Here is a 14,611-nt window from a genome sequence, read left to right as displayed (position 1 = left end):
CAACTCGGTATGTCCCCACCTGTTCGAGGCGTGGCCACACTGAGTGGACTCGTCGCTCTCCTCGCCGTCGCCGTAGGCGAGGCGCGTGCGCACGTGAAGTACGTGACGCCGGGGAGCGACCCCGTCGAAGTCGTCGAATTCCTCGTCACCGCGTTGACGACACCGCTCAATCTCGCCGTACTCGGGGCGGGCGCGCTGAGTGTCGTCGTCGCCGGGACGGCCTATCTGCGCGTCCGTCCGTTTCCGAACGACGTTCGGGCGTTCCGTCGCGTGCTCGCGTCTTACGACGAGCTTCTCCCGTGGCTTCTCCGTCTCGCTGTCGGCTTGCCACTCGTCGGCGCGGGCTTTTCGGGTTACTTCTTCTCGCCCATCGTCGAACCCACAGCACCCGTGTTCGTGAGACTGTTCGGCATCACCGTCGGGTTTCTCCTCCTGTTCGGCCTCGGGACGCGATTCGCCGCGGCAGTCGGCCTCGTCACGTATCTCGTCGGCCTGGCCGTCGAACCCGCGTTACTCCTCGCGTTCGAGTACGTCCCCGGGTTCGTCGCCATCGCACTCGTCGGTGGCGGACGGCCGAGTGCCGACCACGCCATCGCGTCGATGGCGGCGGACGACCGGACGGTCTACTCCCGCATCGACCCGTTCTACCGCCGCGTCGCACTCCCGTTCGTGACGCGGATTCGTCACCTCGAAGCCTACGTCCCGACGGTCCTCCGTCTCGGCGTCGGCGTCACGTTCATCTATCTCGGCATCGCGCAGAAACTGATGCAACCCGGCGACGCCCTCGCCGTCGTCGCGAAGTACGACCTCACCGCCGTCGTCCCCGTCGCACCCGAGTTGTGGGTCGTCGGTGCGGGTCTCACGGAGGCGTTGGTCGGTATCTTGCTCATCCTCGGCGCGTTCACGCGCGCCGCCTCTGGCGTCGCCATCCTGCTGTTCACCACGACGCTGTTCGGCCTGCCGGACGACCCCGTCCTCGCGCATATCTCGCTTTTCGGTCTCGTCTCTGCACTCCTCGTGACCGGCGGTGGGCCGTACTCGGTGGACGCGGCGCTCCATCGAGACGACGCCGGCGTCACAGACGCCACCACGTCCTCGTCGCCGACGAACAGTGATTGACGATACCGAGGTGACTGTCTTCGTCACGTGACGGAATCCTATTGAATCGCCGCCTCGTGTATCGAACTATGACCACACGCGAGTTCGGAGATATCGAACTGCGACGCGTTCGCGAGCACGTCTGGGAGATTCCGCAGGAGGGGGCGATGAACGCCCCCGCGCGGGTACTGGCCTCCGAGGCACTGCTCGAACAGATTGGACAGGACAAGACGCTCGAACAACTGCGGAACGCGACGCACCTCCCGGGCATCGCCAACCACGCCATCTGCATGCCCGACGGCCACCAGGGCTACGGCTTCCCCGTCGGCGGCGTCGGTGCGACGGACACCACCGATGGCTGTATCTCGCCCGGCGCTGTCGGCTACGACATCAACTGCGGCGTCCGCATGATGACGACGAACCTCACGTACGAGGACCTGCAGGGGAAGGAAGAAGAACTCGTCAACGCGCTGTTCGAGGCGATTCCCTCCGGCCTCGGCGGCGGCGGTGTCGTCAAGGGTGACGCCGAGACCATCGACGACATCCTCGAACGCGGGATGCAGTGGGCGCTCGACGAAGGCTACGCGACGGAAGATGACCTCGCACACTGCGAAGACGAGGGGTTCCGCGACGACGCCCGCCCGGAGTTCGTCTCCCAGAAGGCGAAAGACCGTGGCCGAAACCAGATTGGCAGTCTCGGGTCCGGCAACCACTTCCTCGAAGTACAGCGCGTCACCGACATCTATCGCGACGACGTCGCCGAGTCGTTCGGCCTCGAAGCGGACCAAATCGTCATCCTCATCCACTGTGGCTCTCGCGGACTGGGCCACCAGACGTGTACTGACTACCTCCGGCGCATCGAGAAAGAACACAAAGACCTGCTGGACGAACTGCCGGACAAGGAACTCGCCGCCGCACCCGCCGGGTCCGAACTCGCCGACGAGTACTACGGCGCGATGTGTGCCGCTATCAACTTCGCGTGGGTGAACCGCCAACTCATCATGCACCGCACGCGCGAAGTGTTCGCCGACGTGTTCGACAGCGACTGGCGCGACATGGAGATGCGACTGCTCTACGACGTGGCGCACAACATCGCCAAGAAGGAGGTTCACACCGTCGGGGTCGACCCGGAGGGGCGACCTGTGCGAGACGGTGAAGCCGTAGAGCGCGAAGACCGAGAACTCTACGTCCACCGGAAAGGCGCGACGCGAGCGTTCCCCGCCGGCCGGCCCGAACTCCCGCCGGCGTACGCCGACGTGGGTCAACCGGTCATCATCCCCGGCAGCATGGGCGCAGGGAGTTACGTCCTCCGCGGCGGCGACGAGTCACTCAACCTCACGTTCGGGTCGACGGCCCACGGTGCAGGCCGGTTGATGAGTCGAACGAAGGCGAAACAGGAGTACTGGGGCGAGACGGTCCAAGAAGAACTCCGCGAGCAAGAGAAAATCTACGTGAAAGCCCAGTCGGGTGCGACGGTCGCCGAAGAGGCACCCGGCGTCTACAAGGACGTGGACGAAGTCGTCCGCGTCTCCGACGAGCTAGGCATCGGCGACAAGGTTGCGCGGACGTTCCCCGTCTGCAACATCAAAGGCTGAACTGCCCGACCCCGTTTTTACGCAGTCGTCGTCGCCACGACACGGCGCTTGTAGAAGTAGTACGCGAGCGCCGCGAGGCCGACGAAGATTGCGGTGACGCCGTCACCAACCGCACCCCCAGAGAGGAACGCCGAGACGACGCTTCCGAGGCCGAGTGCGAGGATGAGCAGACCGCCACCGAGAATCCACGCTCGGGAGTCTGGGTTGGCGTCGGCGTACTGGCCGCTCTCGATGAGCGCCATCTCCTTCTTGTGGTCGAGGTAGACTATCACGGCCCCGAAGAGCAGGATGGCGATGCCGAGGAGGACGAACGGGGTGAAGAACAACACGTCACCGAGGCCGAATCCAGATTGTAATGGTATCATATCCACGATATCGTCGTGCGAGATAATGAATTGAGAGTGACAGAAAGTATCGCGCAGTGAGAGGGGCGACGGGTCTGACCTCACCCGCTCAGTAGCCACCTGGTCCACGCGGACCCGGGTCCGGCCCGCGGGGACTCGCCGGCCCCTGTCCCCCGATGACGACGTAGTCGCTTCCTGGGACGGATTCGACTTCCCGGCCGTTCTCGTACTTGACGAACGAGAGGTAGAAGTCGCGTCCACAGGGTGACTCCAACCCGGGGTTCTCCACGTCGTCGGCGTCGCTCACCAGTTCCGTCCACGTCACTGCCGAGGCGTCACTCTCGCCACAGACGAAGTGGACGCCCTCGGCGTCTTCGAACTCGTCTGCCGGGTCGGCGTACGCCCATCCCTCCAGTGGGTACGGGGTCACCGACTTGTCGGCGAGATAGCCCTCGCGTTCGAGTTCGACGACGGCACCGCAGTGCGGACAGTAGTACGAGACCGGATATCCCATGGAGAGTTCGTAGGCTTCTGGAATCTTAACGGACACGGGGAAACGAACGCGACGCGACTGAGATTTATATACGAACACGCGGCCAGCGTCCCTGTGCGTTGACCATCGCCGCGAGGCGCGACGCGGGAGTGCGGCACGTCGCCTCGCGAGAAGCGTGTGCCGCCTGTTCGCCATTTCCCCTGATTTAGACGCCAGAGGGTCCGTCGCCGACGTACCGGAACGCCACACCGGCGCGTTCGGCAGTCACCTCGTCGCGGGCGGAGTCGCCGACGAACACTGCCGAGTCGGGGTCGGCGTCCATTCGGTCGAGCGTCGTCAGCAACGGTTCGGGGTCGGGTTTGCGCGTCTCGACGGTGTCGCGTCCGACGACGGCATCGACGTGGTGGGTCAGGTCGTGAACGTCGAGTGCGACGCGGCACGCGTCCTCCGCGTTGAGCGAACAGACCCCGGAGGGGACGCCGTCGTCCGGGAGGTAGTCGGCAAGGGGAAGGAGGTCAGAGACCCACGCCCCCTGTCGTTCGTGCGACGCGAGTTCCAGTTCGAGTTCGTCGCGGACGCCCGCCTCGTCGGCCACGTCGAGCATGTCCCAGAGGTCCATCGCCGCAGCGTCGATGCCGGCGTCTCGAAGGACGGCGGCCACGTCGGTTGCCGCGTCGTCCCAGTCGACACGGAGGTTCACGAGGGTACCGTCCAAATCGTAGACGACGGCATCGAAATCCGAGAGGTCGGGGAGACTCATTGGTCGGTGTAGGGTGTCGGAGTGAAAAGACGCTTCGGGAGAAGACCTATACTGGACAGTGACATTTCGAACGACATGTCCTCCACCCTCCAAGAGCGGATTCCGCCCGCTCTCCGCGAACGCTTCGCGCCGGTTCTCCCCTCCATCGTCGTCGTAGCCGGTGTCTTCATGCCGTGGGTACAGGTGGACCCGAACCACGAGGGGCCAGTCATCACCATCTACTACCCCGGGATGGGAAGTGGACTCGAACTCCCACACGGCATCGCGCTCCTCGTCGCCGCCATCCTGCTCTCGGTCCTCTCACTCGTCGGACACCGTTTGCGACGCGGTGAACTCGTCGTTGGTCTCGGTGGAGCGCTCGCTGTCGGGTGGTTCATTCAGTCGTGGCAAGGTGCGTTCATCCCCGCACCCGGTGCGTGGGTGACACTCATTGGCTGTCTCTTCCTCGCCGCTGTCGGAGCGGGTGGTCTCGTCGTCGCACGCAGGAGAACGAAAACCGCCGTCTGAAATCGAAAATCGAGACTTAGTCGAGCAGCGACCGAGCGATGACTTCCTTCTGAATCTCGCTCGTCCCCTCGTAGATGGTCGTAATCTTCGCGTCGCGGTAGTAGCGTTCGACGTCGAAGTCGGTCGTGTAGCCGTAGCCACCGTGGACCTGCACGGCCTCGTTGGTCACGTCGACTGCGGCCTCACTGGCGTAGTACTTCGCCATCGACGCCGCAGTGCGTGGGTCTTCGCCGGCGTCGGCGACGCGGGCCGCTTCACGAACCATCGTGCGCGACGCGTGGACCTTCGTCCCCATGTCCGCAATCTTGTGGCGAATCGCCTGAATCTTCGAGATGGGCTTGCCGAACTGTTCGCGTTCGTTGGCGTAGGCGATGGCGTCGTCGAGCGCCGACTGCGCGAGTCCCGTCGCCTGCGCGGCGATACCGATGCGGCCACCGGTGAGGATGTGGAACGCCGCAGAGAGGCCGCGTCCTTCCTCGGTGAGACGGTTCTCGGCGGGGATGCGCACGTCGTCGAAGACGAGGCCCGTCGTGTCGGAGGCACGGAGGCCGAGTTTCTCTTCCTTTTTGCCGACTTCGTAGCCGGCGTCTTTGGGGACGAGGAACTGCGTGACCGAGTTCGGGTCGTCGGGGTCCGTCTTCGCGAAGAGGATGCAGACGCCGCCGCGCTGGCCGTTCGTAATCCACTGTTTCTTGCCGTTGATGACGTACTCGTCGCCCTCGCGGCGGGCGACGGTGGACATCTCGGCGGGGTTTGACCCTGCTTCGGGTTCGGAGAGCGCGAACATGCCGACTGGCCGACCCTGCGCCATCTTCGGTAGCCACTCTTCTTTCTGTTCGTCGGTGGCGAACTCCGAGATGCACTCGGTGGCGAGACAGTGAACCGAAAGCGCGGTGGCGACGGCGAGTTGCCCGTAGGCGACTTCCTCGTTGACCACGGCGTAGGTGGTTCGGTCGGCACCGAATCCACCGTACTCCTCGGGGACAGTCAGCCCAGTGAGGTCGAGTTCGGCGAGGCCGTCCCAGACGTCTTCGGGGAACGTCTCCGTCTCGTCGGCCTCGCGGGCGGTCGGGCGAATCTCCTCGACGGCGAACTCGCGGACCACGTCTTTGATGGCCCGTTGCTCGTCAGTCAGACCCGTAGCAGACCCTACTGATTCCATGGTACTCAGTACGGACCGTCATTGAAAAAGATGATTGAATCGCCCAGAGAATGTGACGCCTGCGTTACGGTACGGCCCGAAGAGAGGCCGTTTGCTCAGTTCTGGAGGAACGCGAGCACCTCGTCGGCACTGGCACCGAGGCCACCACCCTGTGCGAACGTCGGACTCCCGCCGCCGCCACCGCCGAACTCGTCTGTCACCTCGGAGACGACGTCACCGGCAGCGACGTCACCGGCGCTGGCGACGACGATAAACGGTGCGCTCGATTCGCCGACTGCCACGACGACGTCGGTGTCACCGCGGACTTCCTTCGCCGCTTCGCCGACTTCGTTGGCGTCGAATCCGGCGACCGACCCGATTTTCCACGGGACGCCGTTTCGCTCTATCGTCTCGAACTGAGCGAGACGTGCGGCCAGCACCTCCGACTTCAGGTCGGTCAGTTCGGATTCGAGTTCGTCGCGAGCGTCGACTACCTTCGCTGCCACCGTCCCGAGTTCTTCGAGATTCGACCCGAGTGCGCTCGACGCCTCGTACGCCGAGCGCTGGAGTTCGGCGCGGTGGTCGATGGCCGACGGGCCGACGGCGAATTCGACGCGGGTGAGTCCCTCGCCGGGATTCGACCGGCCGAGCAGTTCGACCGGGCCGATTTCGATGGTGTTCGAGACGTGGGTCCCACCGCAGGCGGCCCAGTCCCACCCGTCGATGGTGACGATACGGACGTCGTCGGACTCCGCGAAGACTCCCTCTTCGGTCTTGACGTTGAACGCGACTTCCTCGCGTTCGCGGGCCTCCTCGACAGAAATCTCTTCCCACGACACGTCGCGGGAGTCCCACACCGCGCGGTTGACGAGACGTTCTAACTCGACGAGGGCGGCGTCGTCGACGTTCGTCGTCGTCTGGAAGTCCACCCGGACCTTCTCGTCGGTGATGCCGAATCCACCGTAACCCAAGTCGTCGAAGATGTGGCGTGCCGCGCCGTAGAGGACGTGACTCGCAGTGTGTGCCCGCATGCAGTAGGTTCTGTAGTCGTCGTCGACGACGCCGGTCACCTCGTCACCGATAGCGAAGTCGGGTTCGGCGGCGAGTTCGTGGACCACGTCACCGTCGACTTCTCGGACGTGAACGACGTCGGTATCTCCGAGGACGCCGCGGTCAGACGGTTGGCCACCACCTTCGGCGTAGAAGTACGTCTCGTCGAGGACGACAGACGTGCCGTCGACGTCGGTGACTGTCGTCTCGAACGCCCGGACCGTCGGGTTGGCAGGTGCGAGAGAGGATGACATGTGGGCGACGAGACGCCCGAGAGAGAAAAATCGTGCTACTCGTCTACGAGGGTCACGTCGAGTCGCTCTTCGAGTGCCCGAATGACGGACCCGCCGACGTTCGCTCGCGTCGCCCGCCCCTGTTCGATGGCGAGCAGTTGTTTCTCGTCGAGTTCGAGTTCCGTCGCGAGTTCACCGAGTTGGAGGCCAGCGTCCTGTCGGGCGGACTCGACGACGCCGCCGTACCCGGAGACGAGATACGGGAGTCGGTCCTTCTCGTAGTTCGTCCCTTCTTCTTCCCAGTGTTTCGAACTCCCTTTGGCGCTGTCGTACATCTTCGCCGTTCGCTGTGCGGCGCGTTTGCGGCGGTTCCGCTCGGAGTCGTCACGCGTGCTCTGGGACTGCTCGCGCTTCTTTTCGGTGTGGCGGTTCTCGCCGTGTGGTGCGCAGTCCGGACAGACCATCAGGTTCGCGCCCGCGACGTTCGCCCGGCGGAGTTTCGTCGTCGTTCGCCCGCAGAGTTCGCAACTGTCGCCGCCGGAGTCACCACCGCCCCGGTTCGTCGAGTACTTGGCCATGTGGCGTGTTACTCGTTCGACCCTTTTAAACTCGCGGCACGGGCGAGAGATGGCGAGTGGTTTCGCCGGCGCTCTCCGATGGGACTGACGGTTCGGCGACACTGTCTCTGAGACGTGTGCACTCGCTCGGCTATCCGGACAGTACGGTCGCTGTGAACGGTGCTGAGTGGTGGAAAACCCACAGAGAGAGGACTCTCGCGGGTGGTAGGTTCGGAAGGATTGTGCGTGGGTGATGTCCGTGTAGGAAATCACCTGCATCATTCGGCGACTTCGTCGCCTCATTGCGGACTGTGAGTCCGCACATGCGATGCGTGGGACCGGATTTGAACTTCCGAGACTCACGTTCGTTCGTCTCGACGTTCGAATCCGGCAAGCCGGATTCTCACCGGCGGACCTCTACAGGACAGTGCAACCGCTCTCAGTACAAAGAGGTGGAAAATCCCACAGAGAGGTGTCTCTCGTGGGTGGTAGGTTCGGAAGGATTGTGCGTGGGTGATGTCCGTGTAGGAAATCACCTGCATCTTGCGATGCGTGGGACCGGATTTGAACCGGCGGACCTCTACAGGACAGCGCCCTCAACGCTGCGCCGTTGGCCTGGCTTGGCTACCCACGCCCGCTGTGTCTTACTGCAATCATCGTTACCCCGTGGTAATTTAAATGACTTTCCTTTCGACTCCGCAGTGTCGGGCGTTTGCAGACGACGTAGCGGGCGGTTGGACAGAACGATTTTCCCGTTACGGCACCGCACTACGTCCATGGAACTTCGAGCACGTGACCACGTCCGCGGCCTCACTGCCGTCCTCTCTGTCGTCTCACTCGCACTCGTCTTCGGCGCGGTTCTCGGAGCGATTCCACGTGGCGCGATTCCACAGGCGTCGGACACCGTGTTGAACGCGATTCCGCACGTGAACGCGGCTATCAGCACCGTCGCTATCGTGACGATACTCGCGGGGATACGGTTCGTTCGGGCCGGCGAGTTCGAGCGCCACCAGCGGATGATGCTCACCTCGTTCGGCCTCTTCGCGACGTTTCTCGTCCTCTACCTCTACAAACTCGTCGTCAAGGGAACCCAACCGTTCCCTGGCCCCGACACGATATACCAGTTCGTCTACCTCCCGACGTTGGCGATTCACATCCTCCTCGCTATCGTCTGCGTGCCGGTGGTCTACTACGTGCTGTTGTTGGCGCTGACGCGACCCATCGCCGAGATATTCGACACACAACACGCCCGATTCGGTCGCATCGCGGCGTCGCTGTGGCTGATATCGTTTGTCCTCGGAAACGTCGTCTACGTGCTCCTCTACGTCGTCTACTAACCTACCGACGACTCGTCTCTACTGCCGACCTGACTCGTCTACTGACGCCACGAAGGGAGTTTTCCTGCCCGGACCTGCAGGTGGGAACGTCTCCCACTGCGAGAGCGGGCCGGGCAGGTATTCGGTACGTGGTGTGACCGGCAGGTCACAGAGACGAAACTCGGCGGCGACTCTCGCGAAGTCTCACCTCGTCTCGTCGGGTCCGCACTCCGTCGTACTTCGACCCGCCTCCCGGTTCCTGACGGTCCGAAGTACACGATTAGATATGCGTGCAAGCCAAAAGAAACGGCGCGTTGACTATGCTATCACGACTCTCGGTGAGAGTCAGGAATAGTGACGCGTCCTCAGTCGTCGGCGGGAGCGTCCGCGCCGACGACGGGACGACTGATGTCGCGGTCAGTCGCTTCGCCGTCGATGTCGTAGGGGTACTCGCCAGTGACACAGCCGAGACAGAGGTCTGTGCGTGACTTTTCGAGGACCTCCGCCACGGCGTCGACAGAGAGATACGCGAGGCTGTCCGCTTCGATGGTCTCACACACCTCTTCGACGGACTTGTTGGAGGCGATGAGTTCCTCTCGCGTGGCCATGTTGATACCCATGTAACACGGTGCGATGATGGGCGGTGCACCGATGCGCATGTGGACCTCTTCGGCACCTGCCTCTCGGAGCAGTTCGACGAGTTGTGTCGACGTCGTTCCGCGCACGATACTGTCGTCGATGATAGTCACAGACCTGCCTTCGACGGTGCTCTTTATCGGGTTGAGTTTCAGTCGGACGGCCCGTTCGCGTTCGTCCTGCGTCGGCATGATGAACGTCCGGCCGACGTAGCGATTCTTCATCAGACCCTCGGCGAACTCGACGCTCGCTCCGTCTTCCTGTGCCGCCTCGGCGTACCCGGAGGCGAACGCTCGGCCGGAGTCGGGGACGGGCATGACGACGTCGGTATCGACTCCTGCTTCTTCCCAGAGTTTGCCCCCGAGGCCACGGCGTGCCTCGTAGACCAGCGTGTCGTTGATGACCGAGTCCGGCCGGGCGAAGTAGACGTGTTCGAAGAAGCAGTGGGCCGTGTTCTCGCGCTCGACGAGTTGATACGAGTCGAACCCGGACCCGTCGGGTTCGAGGACGACGAGTTCACCCGGTCGAACGTCGCGGACGAGTTCGCCGTCGAGGGTGTCGATTGCGGCGGATTCCGAGGCGAGGACGTAGCCGTCGTCGAGTTTCCCGATACAGAGTGGTCGGTTCCCCTCTGGGTCGCGGACGCCGAGGACCGTCTCGTCGTGCATGATGGTCAGCGCGTACGACCCGTGGATGCGCTCCATCGTTCGTTTGACGGCGCGGACGAGGTCCTCTTCGAGGAGGTTCCGTGCCAAGTCGTGGGCGATGACTTCGGTGTCGCCCGAGGAGGTGAAGGCGTGACCGAAGTTCTCCAGTTCGTCGCGGAGTTCGTCGGCGTTCACGAGGTTGCCGTTGTGTGCGAGGCCGAGTGACCCCGACTTGAACGAGACGGCGAACGGTTGCGCACAGGACTTCGTGACGTCGCCTGCGGTGGGGTACCGGACGTGTCCGATACCGGCCTGTCCGTTGAGGCCATCGAGGTCTGCCGCATCGAAGGCGTCGCCGACGAGGCCCATCTGGACGTGGCTATGTTGTTGGAACCCATCGTGGGTGACGATGCCTGCGGACTCTTGGCCTCTGTGCTGGAGGGCGTACAGCGAGTAGTACAGGGGTCGTGCAGCGTCTCGTCCGTCGAGTGCAACGCCGACGACACCGCACTTCTCGGTTGGTCCGCTGATGTGGTGGGAGACGTCCCGCCCATTTGCCATAGGAGAAATTAGAGAAGTCAGGGGGTAAAAAACCCGTCCTTATGCAGTAAGTGCGGGTTTCAACACCATATTTTGAGCATGTTCTTGCATTAGTCATGCGAACGACACGCGGGCGGTGACGACCTGTCTGTGGCTCTCGGACCGAGCTGTCGCTGATTTGCAAAGTCGCGGATACACCGACGCGACGTGTTAGTCGAGTGAGCGTCGAATGGTACCCTATGGCACAGAAACGAGAACAGACGAGGCGTCAGGAACGCGGTGTGGATGCTCGCCCACGAGAGGCGAGACAGGAGATAAAGTGACGGTCGATGACCGTCGAGATTCGTTACTTGTCGCCGGCTTTCGACTGCCAGGCGTACTCGCGACGCTTCGCCGACTTACCGAAGCCACAAGACGAGCAGACCTTCTTCTTCACGTGGTAGGACTTCTCGCCGCAGCGACGGCACTTCACGTGCGTCGTCTTGTTCTTCTTTCCTTGGCTGGGGGTTCCTGCACCCGTCATGCTTTGATGGTGACGACGTTATCGCCGCGTATAATGGTTGTGTCTTGGACTTGCTCGAGTTCGATATCCCCGGGCACCGTGTCTTCGTCCAGCGTTTCTTCGAGTACGACGTTCATGTGCTGGTCGTAACCAGCGAGGACGCCGAAGTATGCGTTTCCGTCCTTGAGGAGAACCGTCACCGGTTCGTCGAGTGACGCTTCGAGGACGTCGAGAGGTCGGCCGCTCATAGTTCAATTCCGTCTCGTAATTATCTTAAAGGTGCCGAACCGCACGAATCACCGACTGTCGTCTCTGTCGACCCGTTCGACCGGTCGTCGGTGGGGTCTCCGCTCACCAGATGAGCAGACGGGAGGCTATCCGGCCGGGGTTCTCTCCGGCACCAATCGGATGCGAACCGTCCGTACTCAGTTTCGAGTATGCGGGCGCGAGAAACCCACGTAGTTTTTAGTACCGGGGTGAGTAGGTGCGAATACCAGAAACCCGCGGGTAAGTGCGGGCGCGCCCAATCCGGACGACAGGGCCGTCTCGCACGCGGGGGCAATCGACCGACGAGCTGCAAGACGCCGGGGCCGATGGCCCCCAGACACCCGTCTTTCCGTGAGCACCTTCGCCACCTCGTGGCTTTCGATGCTCGGAATATCGAGATTCAAACCATGGAAATCGAAATCGCAACCATAGGCGGATACGAAGAAGTCGGCCGTCAGATGACGGCCGTCCGTGCCGGAGACGACGTTGTCGTCTTCGACATGGGTCTCAACCTGTCGCAGGTCCTCATCCACGACAACGTTGAGACGGAAAAGATGCATAGCCTCGACCTCATCGATATGGGCGCCATCCCGGACGACCGTATCATGAGTGACCTCGAAGGAGACGTACAGGCAATCGTGCCGACGCACGGTCACCTCGACCACATCGGTGCCATCTCCAAGCTGGCCCACCGCTACGACGCGCCCGTCGTCGCGACGCCCTTCACCATCGAACTGGTGAAACAGCAAATCGAGGGTGAAAACAAGTTCAACGTCAACAACGACCTCATCAAGATGAGCGCCGGTGAGACGATGTCCATCGGTGACTCCGGACAGGTCGAACTCGAGTTCGTCCACGTCACCCACTCCATCATCGACGCCATCAACCCGGTCCTCCACACGCCGGAAGGTGCAGTCGTCTACGGTCTCGACAAGCGCATGGACCACTCGCCGGTCATCGAAGACCCAATCGACATGAAGCGCTTCCGCGAGATTGGTCGGGAGGGCAACGGCGTCCTCTGTTACATCGAAGATTGTACGAACGCCGGTCGGAAGGGTCGGACGCCCTCCGAATCCGTCGCGCGTCGCCACCTCAAGGACGTCATGACCTCCATCGAGGACTACGACGGCGGCATCGTCGCGACGACGTTCTCGTCGCACATCTCGCGGGTCTCCTCGCTCGTCGAGTTCGCCAACGACATCGGTCGTCAACCGGTCCTCCTCGGTCGCTCGATGGAGAAGTACTCCGGCACCGCCGAACGACTCGGCTTCGTCGACTTGCCCGACGACCTCGGGATGTACGGTCACCGAAAGTCCGTCGACCGAACCTTCAAGCGAATCATGAAGGAAGGCAAGGAGAACTACCTGCCCATCGTCACGGGTCACCAGGGCGAACCGCGTGCGATGCTCACCCGGATGGGCCGCGGCGAGACGCCGTACGAACTCGACGACGGCGACAAGGTCATCTTCTCGGCCCGGGTCATCCCGGAACCGACGAACGAAGGCCAGCGCTACCAGTCCGAGCGTCTCCTGCGCATGCAGGGTGCTCGCATCTACGACGACATCCACGTCTCTGGCCACCTTCGTGAGGAGGGGCACTACGAGATGCTGCAGGCGCTTCAGCCCCAGCACGTCATCCCTGCCCACCAGAACCTCAAAGGCTTCGCTCCGTACGTGGACCTCGCGGAGAACCAGGGCTACGCCCTCGGCCGCGACGTCCACGTGACGCGGAACGGAAACATGATCCAACTGGTGGAGTGATGAGCTCAGACGCGACGGAACAGCGAGTGCTCGAGGCGATTCGCCAGCGACGCGAACTCGTCAACGAAGCGCTCGACGAGGACGTGCCGATGGCCGAGCCAGAACGGCTCTACGAGGCCTCTCGGTACCTCCTGAAGGCCGGCGGAAAGCGTCTCCGCCCGACAGTCTCTCTCTTGACGGCCGAGTCCCTCGCGGACGTAGAACCGATGTCCCAAGATTACCGGGCGTTCCCGACGCTCACCGGCGACCCAATCGACGTGATGGTCGCCGCCGTGAGCATCGAGGTCATCCAGTCGTTCACGCTCATCCACGACGACATCATGGACGACGACGACCTTCGGCGCGGCGTCCCGGCGGTTCACAAAGAGTACGACACCGAGACGGCGATTCTCGCCGGTGACACCCTCTACGCGAAGGCGTTCGAACTGCTGACGAAGACGGGGTCGGACCCATCTGCCGGCCTCGAAGCGGTCCGACGTCTCGCGACGACCTGTACGCAAATCTGCGAAGGACAGGCGCTCGACATCGGGTTCGAGCGTCGGACCGAGGTGCTCCCCGACGAGTATCTCCAGATGGTCGAGCTCAAGACTGCGGTGCTGTACGGCACCGCTGCCGCCGTCCCGGCGGTCCTCATGGGTGCCGACGAAGACGTCGTCGAAGCGCTCTACCAGTACGGTATCGAATCGGGGAGCGCGTTCCAGATTCAAGACGACGTGCTCGACCTGACCGTCCCCTCGGAGAAACTGGGGAAGCAACGAGGCTCTGACCTCGTCGAGAACAAAGAGACCATCATCACGCTGCACGCCCGTCAGCAGGGCGTCGACGTGGACAACCTCGTCGATGCGCAGACAGCAGAAGGACTCACCGAGAGCGAAGTCGAGGCGGCCGTCGAAGAACTCGAATCCGCCGGCAGCATCGACTACGCACGTGACATGGCCGAAGACCTGACCGAACAGGCCAAAGCGCGCCTCGACGTCCTCCCCGACAACGAGGCACGTGACCTGCTTCGCGACATCGCCGACTATCTCATCACCCGCGGGTACTGACGGACCCACCGGGCGGTAGTCGAAGCGGTGGACACGCCGTCTGCCGCGACATACGCTTTTAGCGACGTTCTGCCGACAGCGACAGTCGTGGATACGTTCTGTCTTCGAGACGACCCGTC

Annotated in this window: 15 protein-coding genes and 1 tRNA gene; 6 read left to right on the top strand and 10 right to left on the bottom strand. The window is 62.9% G+C overall.

Going from position 1 to position 14,611, the window contains the following annotated elements; genetic code table 11:
• The first annotated feature begins 9 nt into the window (after positions 1 to 9).
• Positions 10 to 1,119 carry a DoxX family protein gene (locus tag ACK3R5_RS09845; protein ID WP_411966829.1) on the top strand — a complete coding sequence of 370 codons (1,110 nt, stop codon included), beginning with the start codon at positions 10 to 12 and terminating at the stop codon, positions 1,117 to 1,119.
• 68 nt (positions 1,120 to 1,187) lie between these two features.
• Positions 1,188 to 2,693 carry an RtcB family protein gene (locus tag ACK3R5_RS09840; protein WP_411966828.1) on the top strand — a complete coding sequence of 502 codons (1,506 nt, stop codon included), beginning with the start codon at positions 1,188 to 1,190 and terminating at the stop codon, positions 2,691 to 2,693.
• 17 nt (positions 2,694 to 2,710) lie between these two features.
• On the opposite strand, the gene ACK3R5_RS09835 is transcribed toward ACK3R5_RS09840, so the two are convergent.
• The 3 genes from ACK3R5_RS09835 to ACK3R5_RS09825 form a co-directional block, all read right to left on the bottom strand.
• Positions 2,711 to 3,058, bottom strand: a complete 348-nt coding sequence (locus tag ACK3R5_RS09835; RefSeq protein WP_411963881.1) for a hypothetical protein — start codon at positions 3,056 to 3,058, stop codon at positions 2,711 to 2,713.
• Between the two features lie 88 nt (positions 3,059 to 3,146).
• Positions 3,147 to 3,551: a hypothetical protein gene (locus tag ACK3R5_RS09830; RefSeq protein WP_411966827.1), complete on the bottom strand. Its 405-nt coding sequence runs from the start codon at positions 3,549 to 3,551 to the stop codon at positions 3,147 to 3,149.
• Positions 3,552 to 3,735: 184 nt separating this feature from the next.
• Positions 3,736 to 4,290 carry an HAD family hydrolase gene (locus ACK3R5_RS09825; protein ID WP_411966826.1) on the bottom strand — a complete coding sequence of 185 codons (555 nt, stop codon included), beginning with the start codon at positions 4,288 to 4,290 and terminating at the stop codon, positions 3,736 to 3,738.
• A 75-nt stretch (positions 4,291 to 4,365) separates the two neighbouring features.
• Between ACK3R5_RS09825 and ACK3R5_RS09820 the strand changes: the two genes are divergently transcribed.
• The gene (locus ACK3R5_RS09820; RefSeq protein WP_411966825.1) at positions 4,366 to 4,797 is read left to right on the top strand and encodes a hypothetical protein; all 432 of its coding nucleotides are present in this window, start codon (positions 4,366 to 4,368) and stop codon (positions 4,795 to 4,797) included.
• A gap of 16 nt (positions 4,798 to 4,813) precedes the next feature.
• Here ACK3R5_RS09820 and ACK3R5_RS09815 read toward each other — a convergent pair whose 3' ends face one another.
• The 4 genes from ACK3R5_RS09815 to ACK3R5_RS09800 all read right to left on the bottom strand — a co-directional run bounded on the left by ACK3R5_RS09815 (position 4,814) and on the right by ACK3R5_RS09800 (position 8,412).
• Positions 4,814 to 5,959 (bottom strand): acyl-CoA dehydrogenase family protein, encoded by a 1,146-nt coding sequence (locus tag ACK3R5_RS09815; protein WP_411966824.1) that lies wholly within the window; start codon positions 5,957 to 5,959, stop codon positions 4,814 to 4,816.
• Between the two features lie 95 nt (positions 5,960 to 6,054).
• Positions 6,055 to 7,242 carry an alanyl-tRNA editing protein gene (locus ACK3R5_RS09810; RefSeq protein WP_411966823.1) on the bottom strand — a complete coding sequence of 396 codons (1,188 nt, stop codon included), beginning with the start codon at positions 7,240 to 7,242 and terminating at the stop codon, positions 6,055 to 6,057.
• Between the two features lie 35 nt (positions 7,243 to 7,277).
• On the bottom strand, positions 7,278 to 7,799 hold the full coding sequence (locus tag ACK3R5_RS09805) for a helix-turn-helix domain-containing protein (RefSeq protein ID WP_411963875.1): 522 nt from the start codon (positions 7,797 to 7,799) through the stop codon (positions 7,278 to 7,280).
• Between the two features lie 528 nt (positions 7,800 to 8,327).
• Positions 8,328 to 8,412 (bottom strand) — tRNA-Leu (locus ACK3R5_RS09800).
• Between the two features lie 142 nt (positions 8,413 to 8,554).
• On the opposite strand from ACK3R5_RS09800, the gene ACK3R5_RS09795 reads away from it, so the two are divergent.
• Positions 8,555 to 9,115: a DUF420 domain-containing protein gene (locus ACK3R5_RS09795; protein ID WP_411963874.1), complete on the top strand. Its 561-nt coding sequence runs from the start codon at positions 8,555 to 8,557 to the stop codon at positions 9,113 to 9,115.
• Between the two features lie 344 nt (positions 9,116 to 9,459).
• Here ACK3R5_RS09795 and purF read toward each other — a convergent pair whose 3' ends face one another.
• The 3 genes from purF to ACK3R5_RS09780 all read right to left on the bottom strand — a co-directional run bounded on the left by purF (position 9,460) and on the right by ACK3R5_RS09780 (position 11,667).
• Positions 9,460 to 10,938, bottom strand: coding sequence for an amidophosphoribosyltransferase (gene purF / locus ACK3R5_RS09790; RefSeq protein WP_411966822.1), 1,479 nt, complete (start codon positions 10,936 to 10,938; stop codon positions 9,460 to 9,462).
• 325 nt (positions 10,939 to 11,263) lie between these two features.
• Complete coding sequence (locus tag ACK3R5_RS09785) at positions 11,264 to 11,440, bottom strand: 50S ribosomal protein L37e (protein ID WP_411963872.1); 177 nt, start codon at positions 11,438 to 11,440, stop codon at positions 11,264 to 11,266.
• Positions 11,437 to 11,667: an LSM domain-containing protein gene (locus ACK3R5_RS09780; RefSeq protein ID WP_411963871.1), complete on the bottom strand. Its 231-nt coding sequence runs from the start codon at positions 11,665 to 11,667 to the stop codon at positions 11,437 to 11,439. The genes ACK3R5_RS09785 and ACK3R5_RS09780 overlap by 4 nt, the downstream gene beginning before the upstream one ends.
• A gap of 426 nt (positions 11,668 to 12,093) precedes the next feature.
• On the opposite strand from ACK3R5_RS09780, the gene ACK3R5_RS09775 reads away from it, so the two are divergent.
• Entirely contained in the window at positions 12,094 to 13,446 is a 1,353-nt protein-coding gene (locus ACK3R5_RS09775; protein WP_411963870.1) for an RNase J family beta-CASP ribonuclease, read from the top strand.
• Positions 13,446 to 14,492 carry a geranylfarnesyl diphosphate synthase gene (gene idsA3, locus ACK3R5_RS09770; protein WP_411963869.1) on the top strand — a complete coding sequence of 349 codons (1,047 nt, stop codon included), beginning with the start codon at positions 13,446 to 13,448 and terminating at the stop codon, positions 14,490 to 14,492. The genes ACK3R5_RS09775 and idsA3 overlap by 1 nt, the downstream gene beginning before the upstream one ends.
• Positions 14,493 to 14,611 lie beyond the last annotated feature (119 nt).

Origin of the sequence: Haloferax sp. YSSS75 (assembly GCF_046764215.1) — an archaeon.
GTDB lineage: Archaea > Halobacteriota > Halobacteria > Halobacteriales > Haloferacaceae > Haloferax.
The sequence above is the reverse complement of the archived record's forward strand: the minus strand, read 5'-3'. Positions and strand labels throughout refer to the sequence as shown.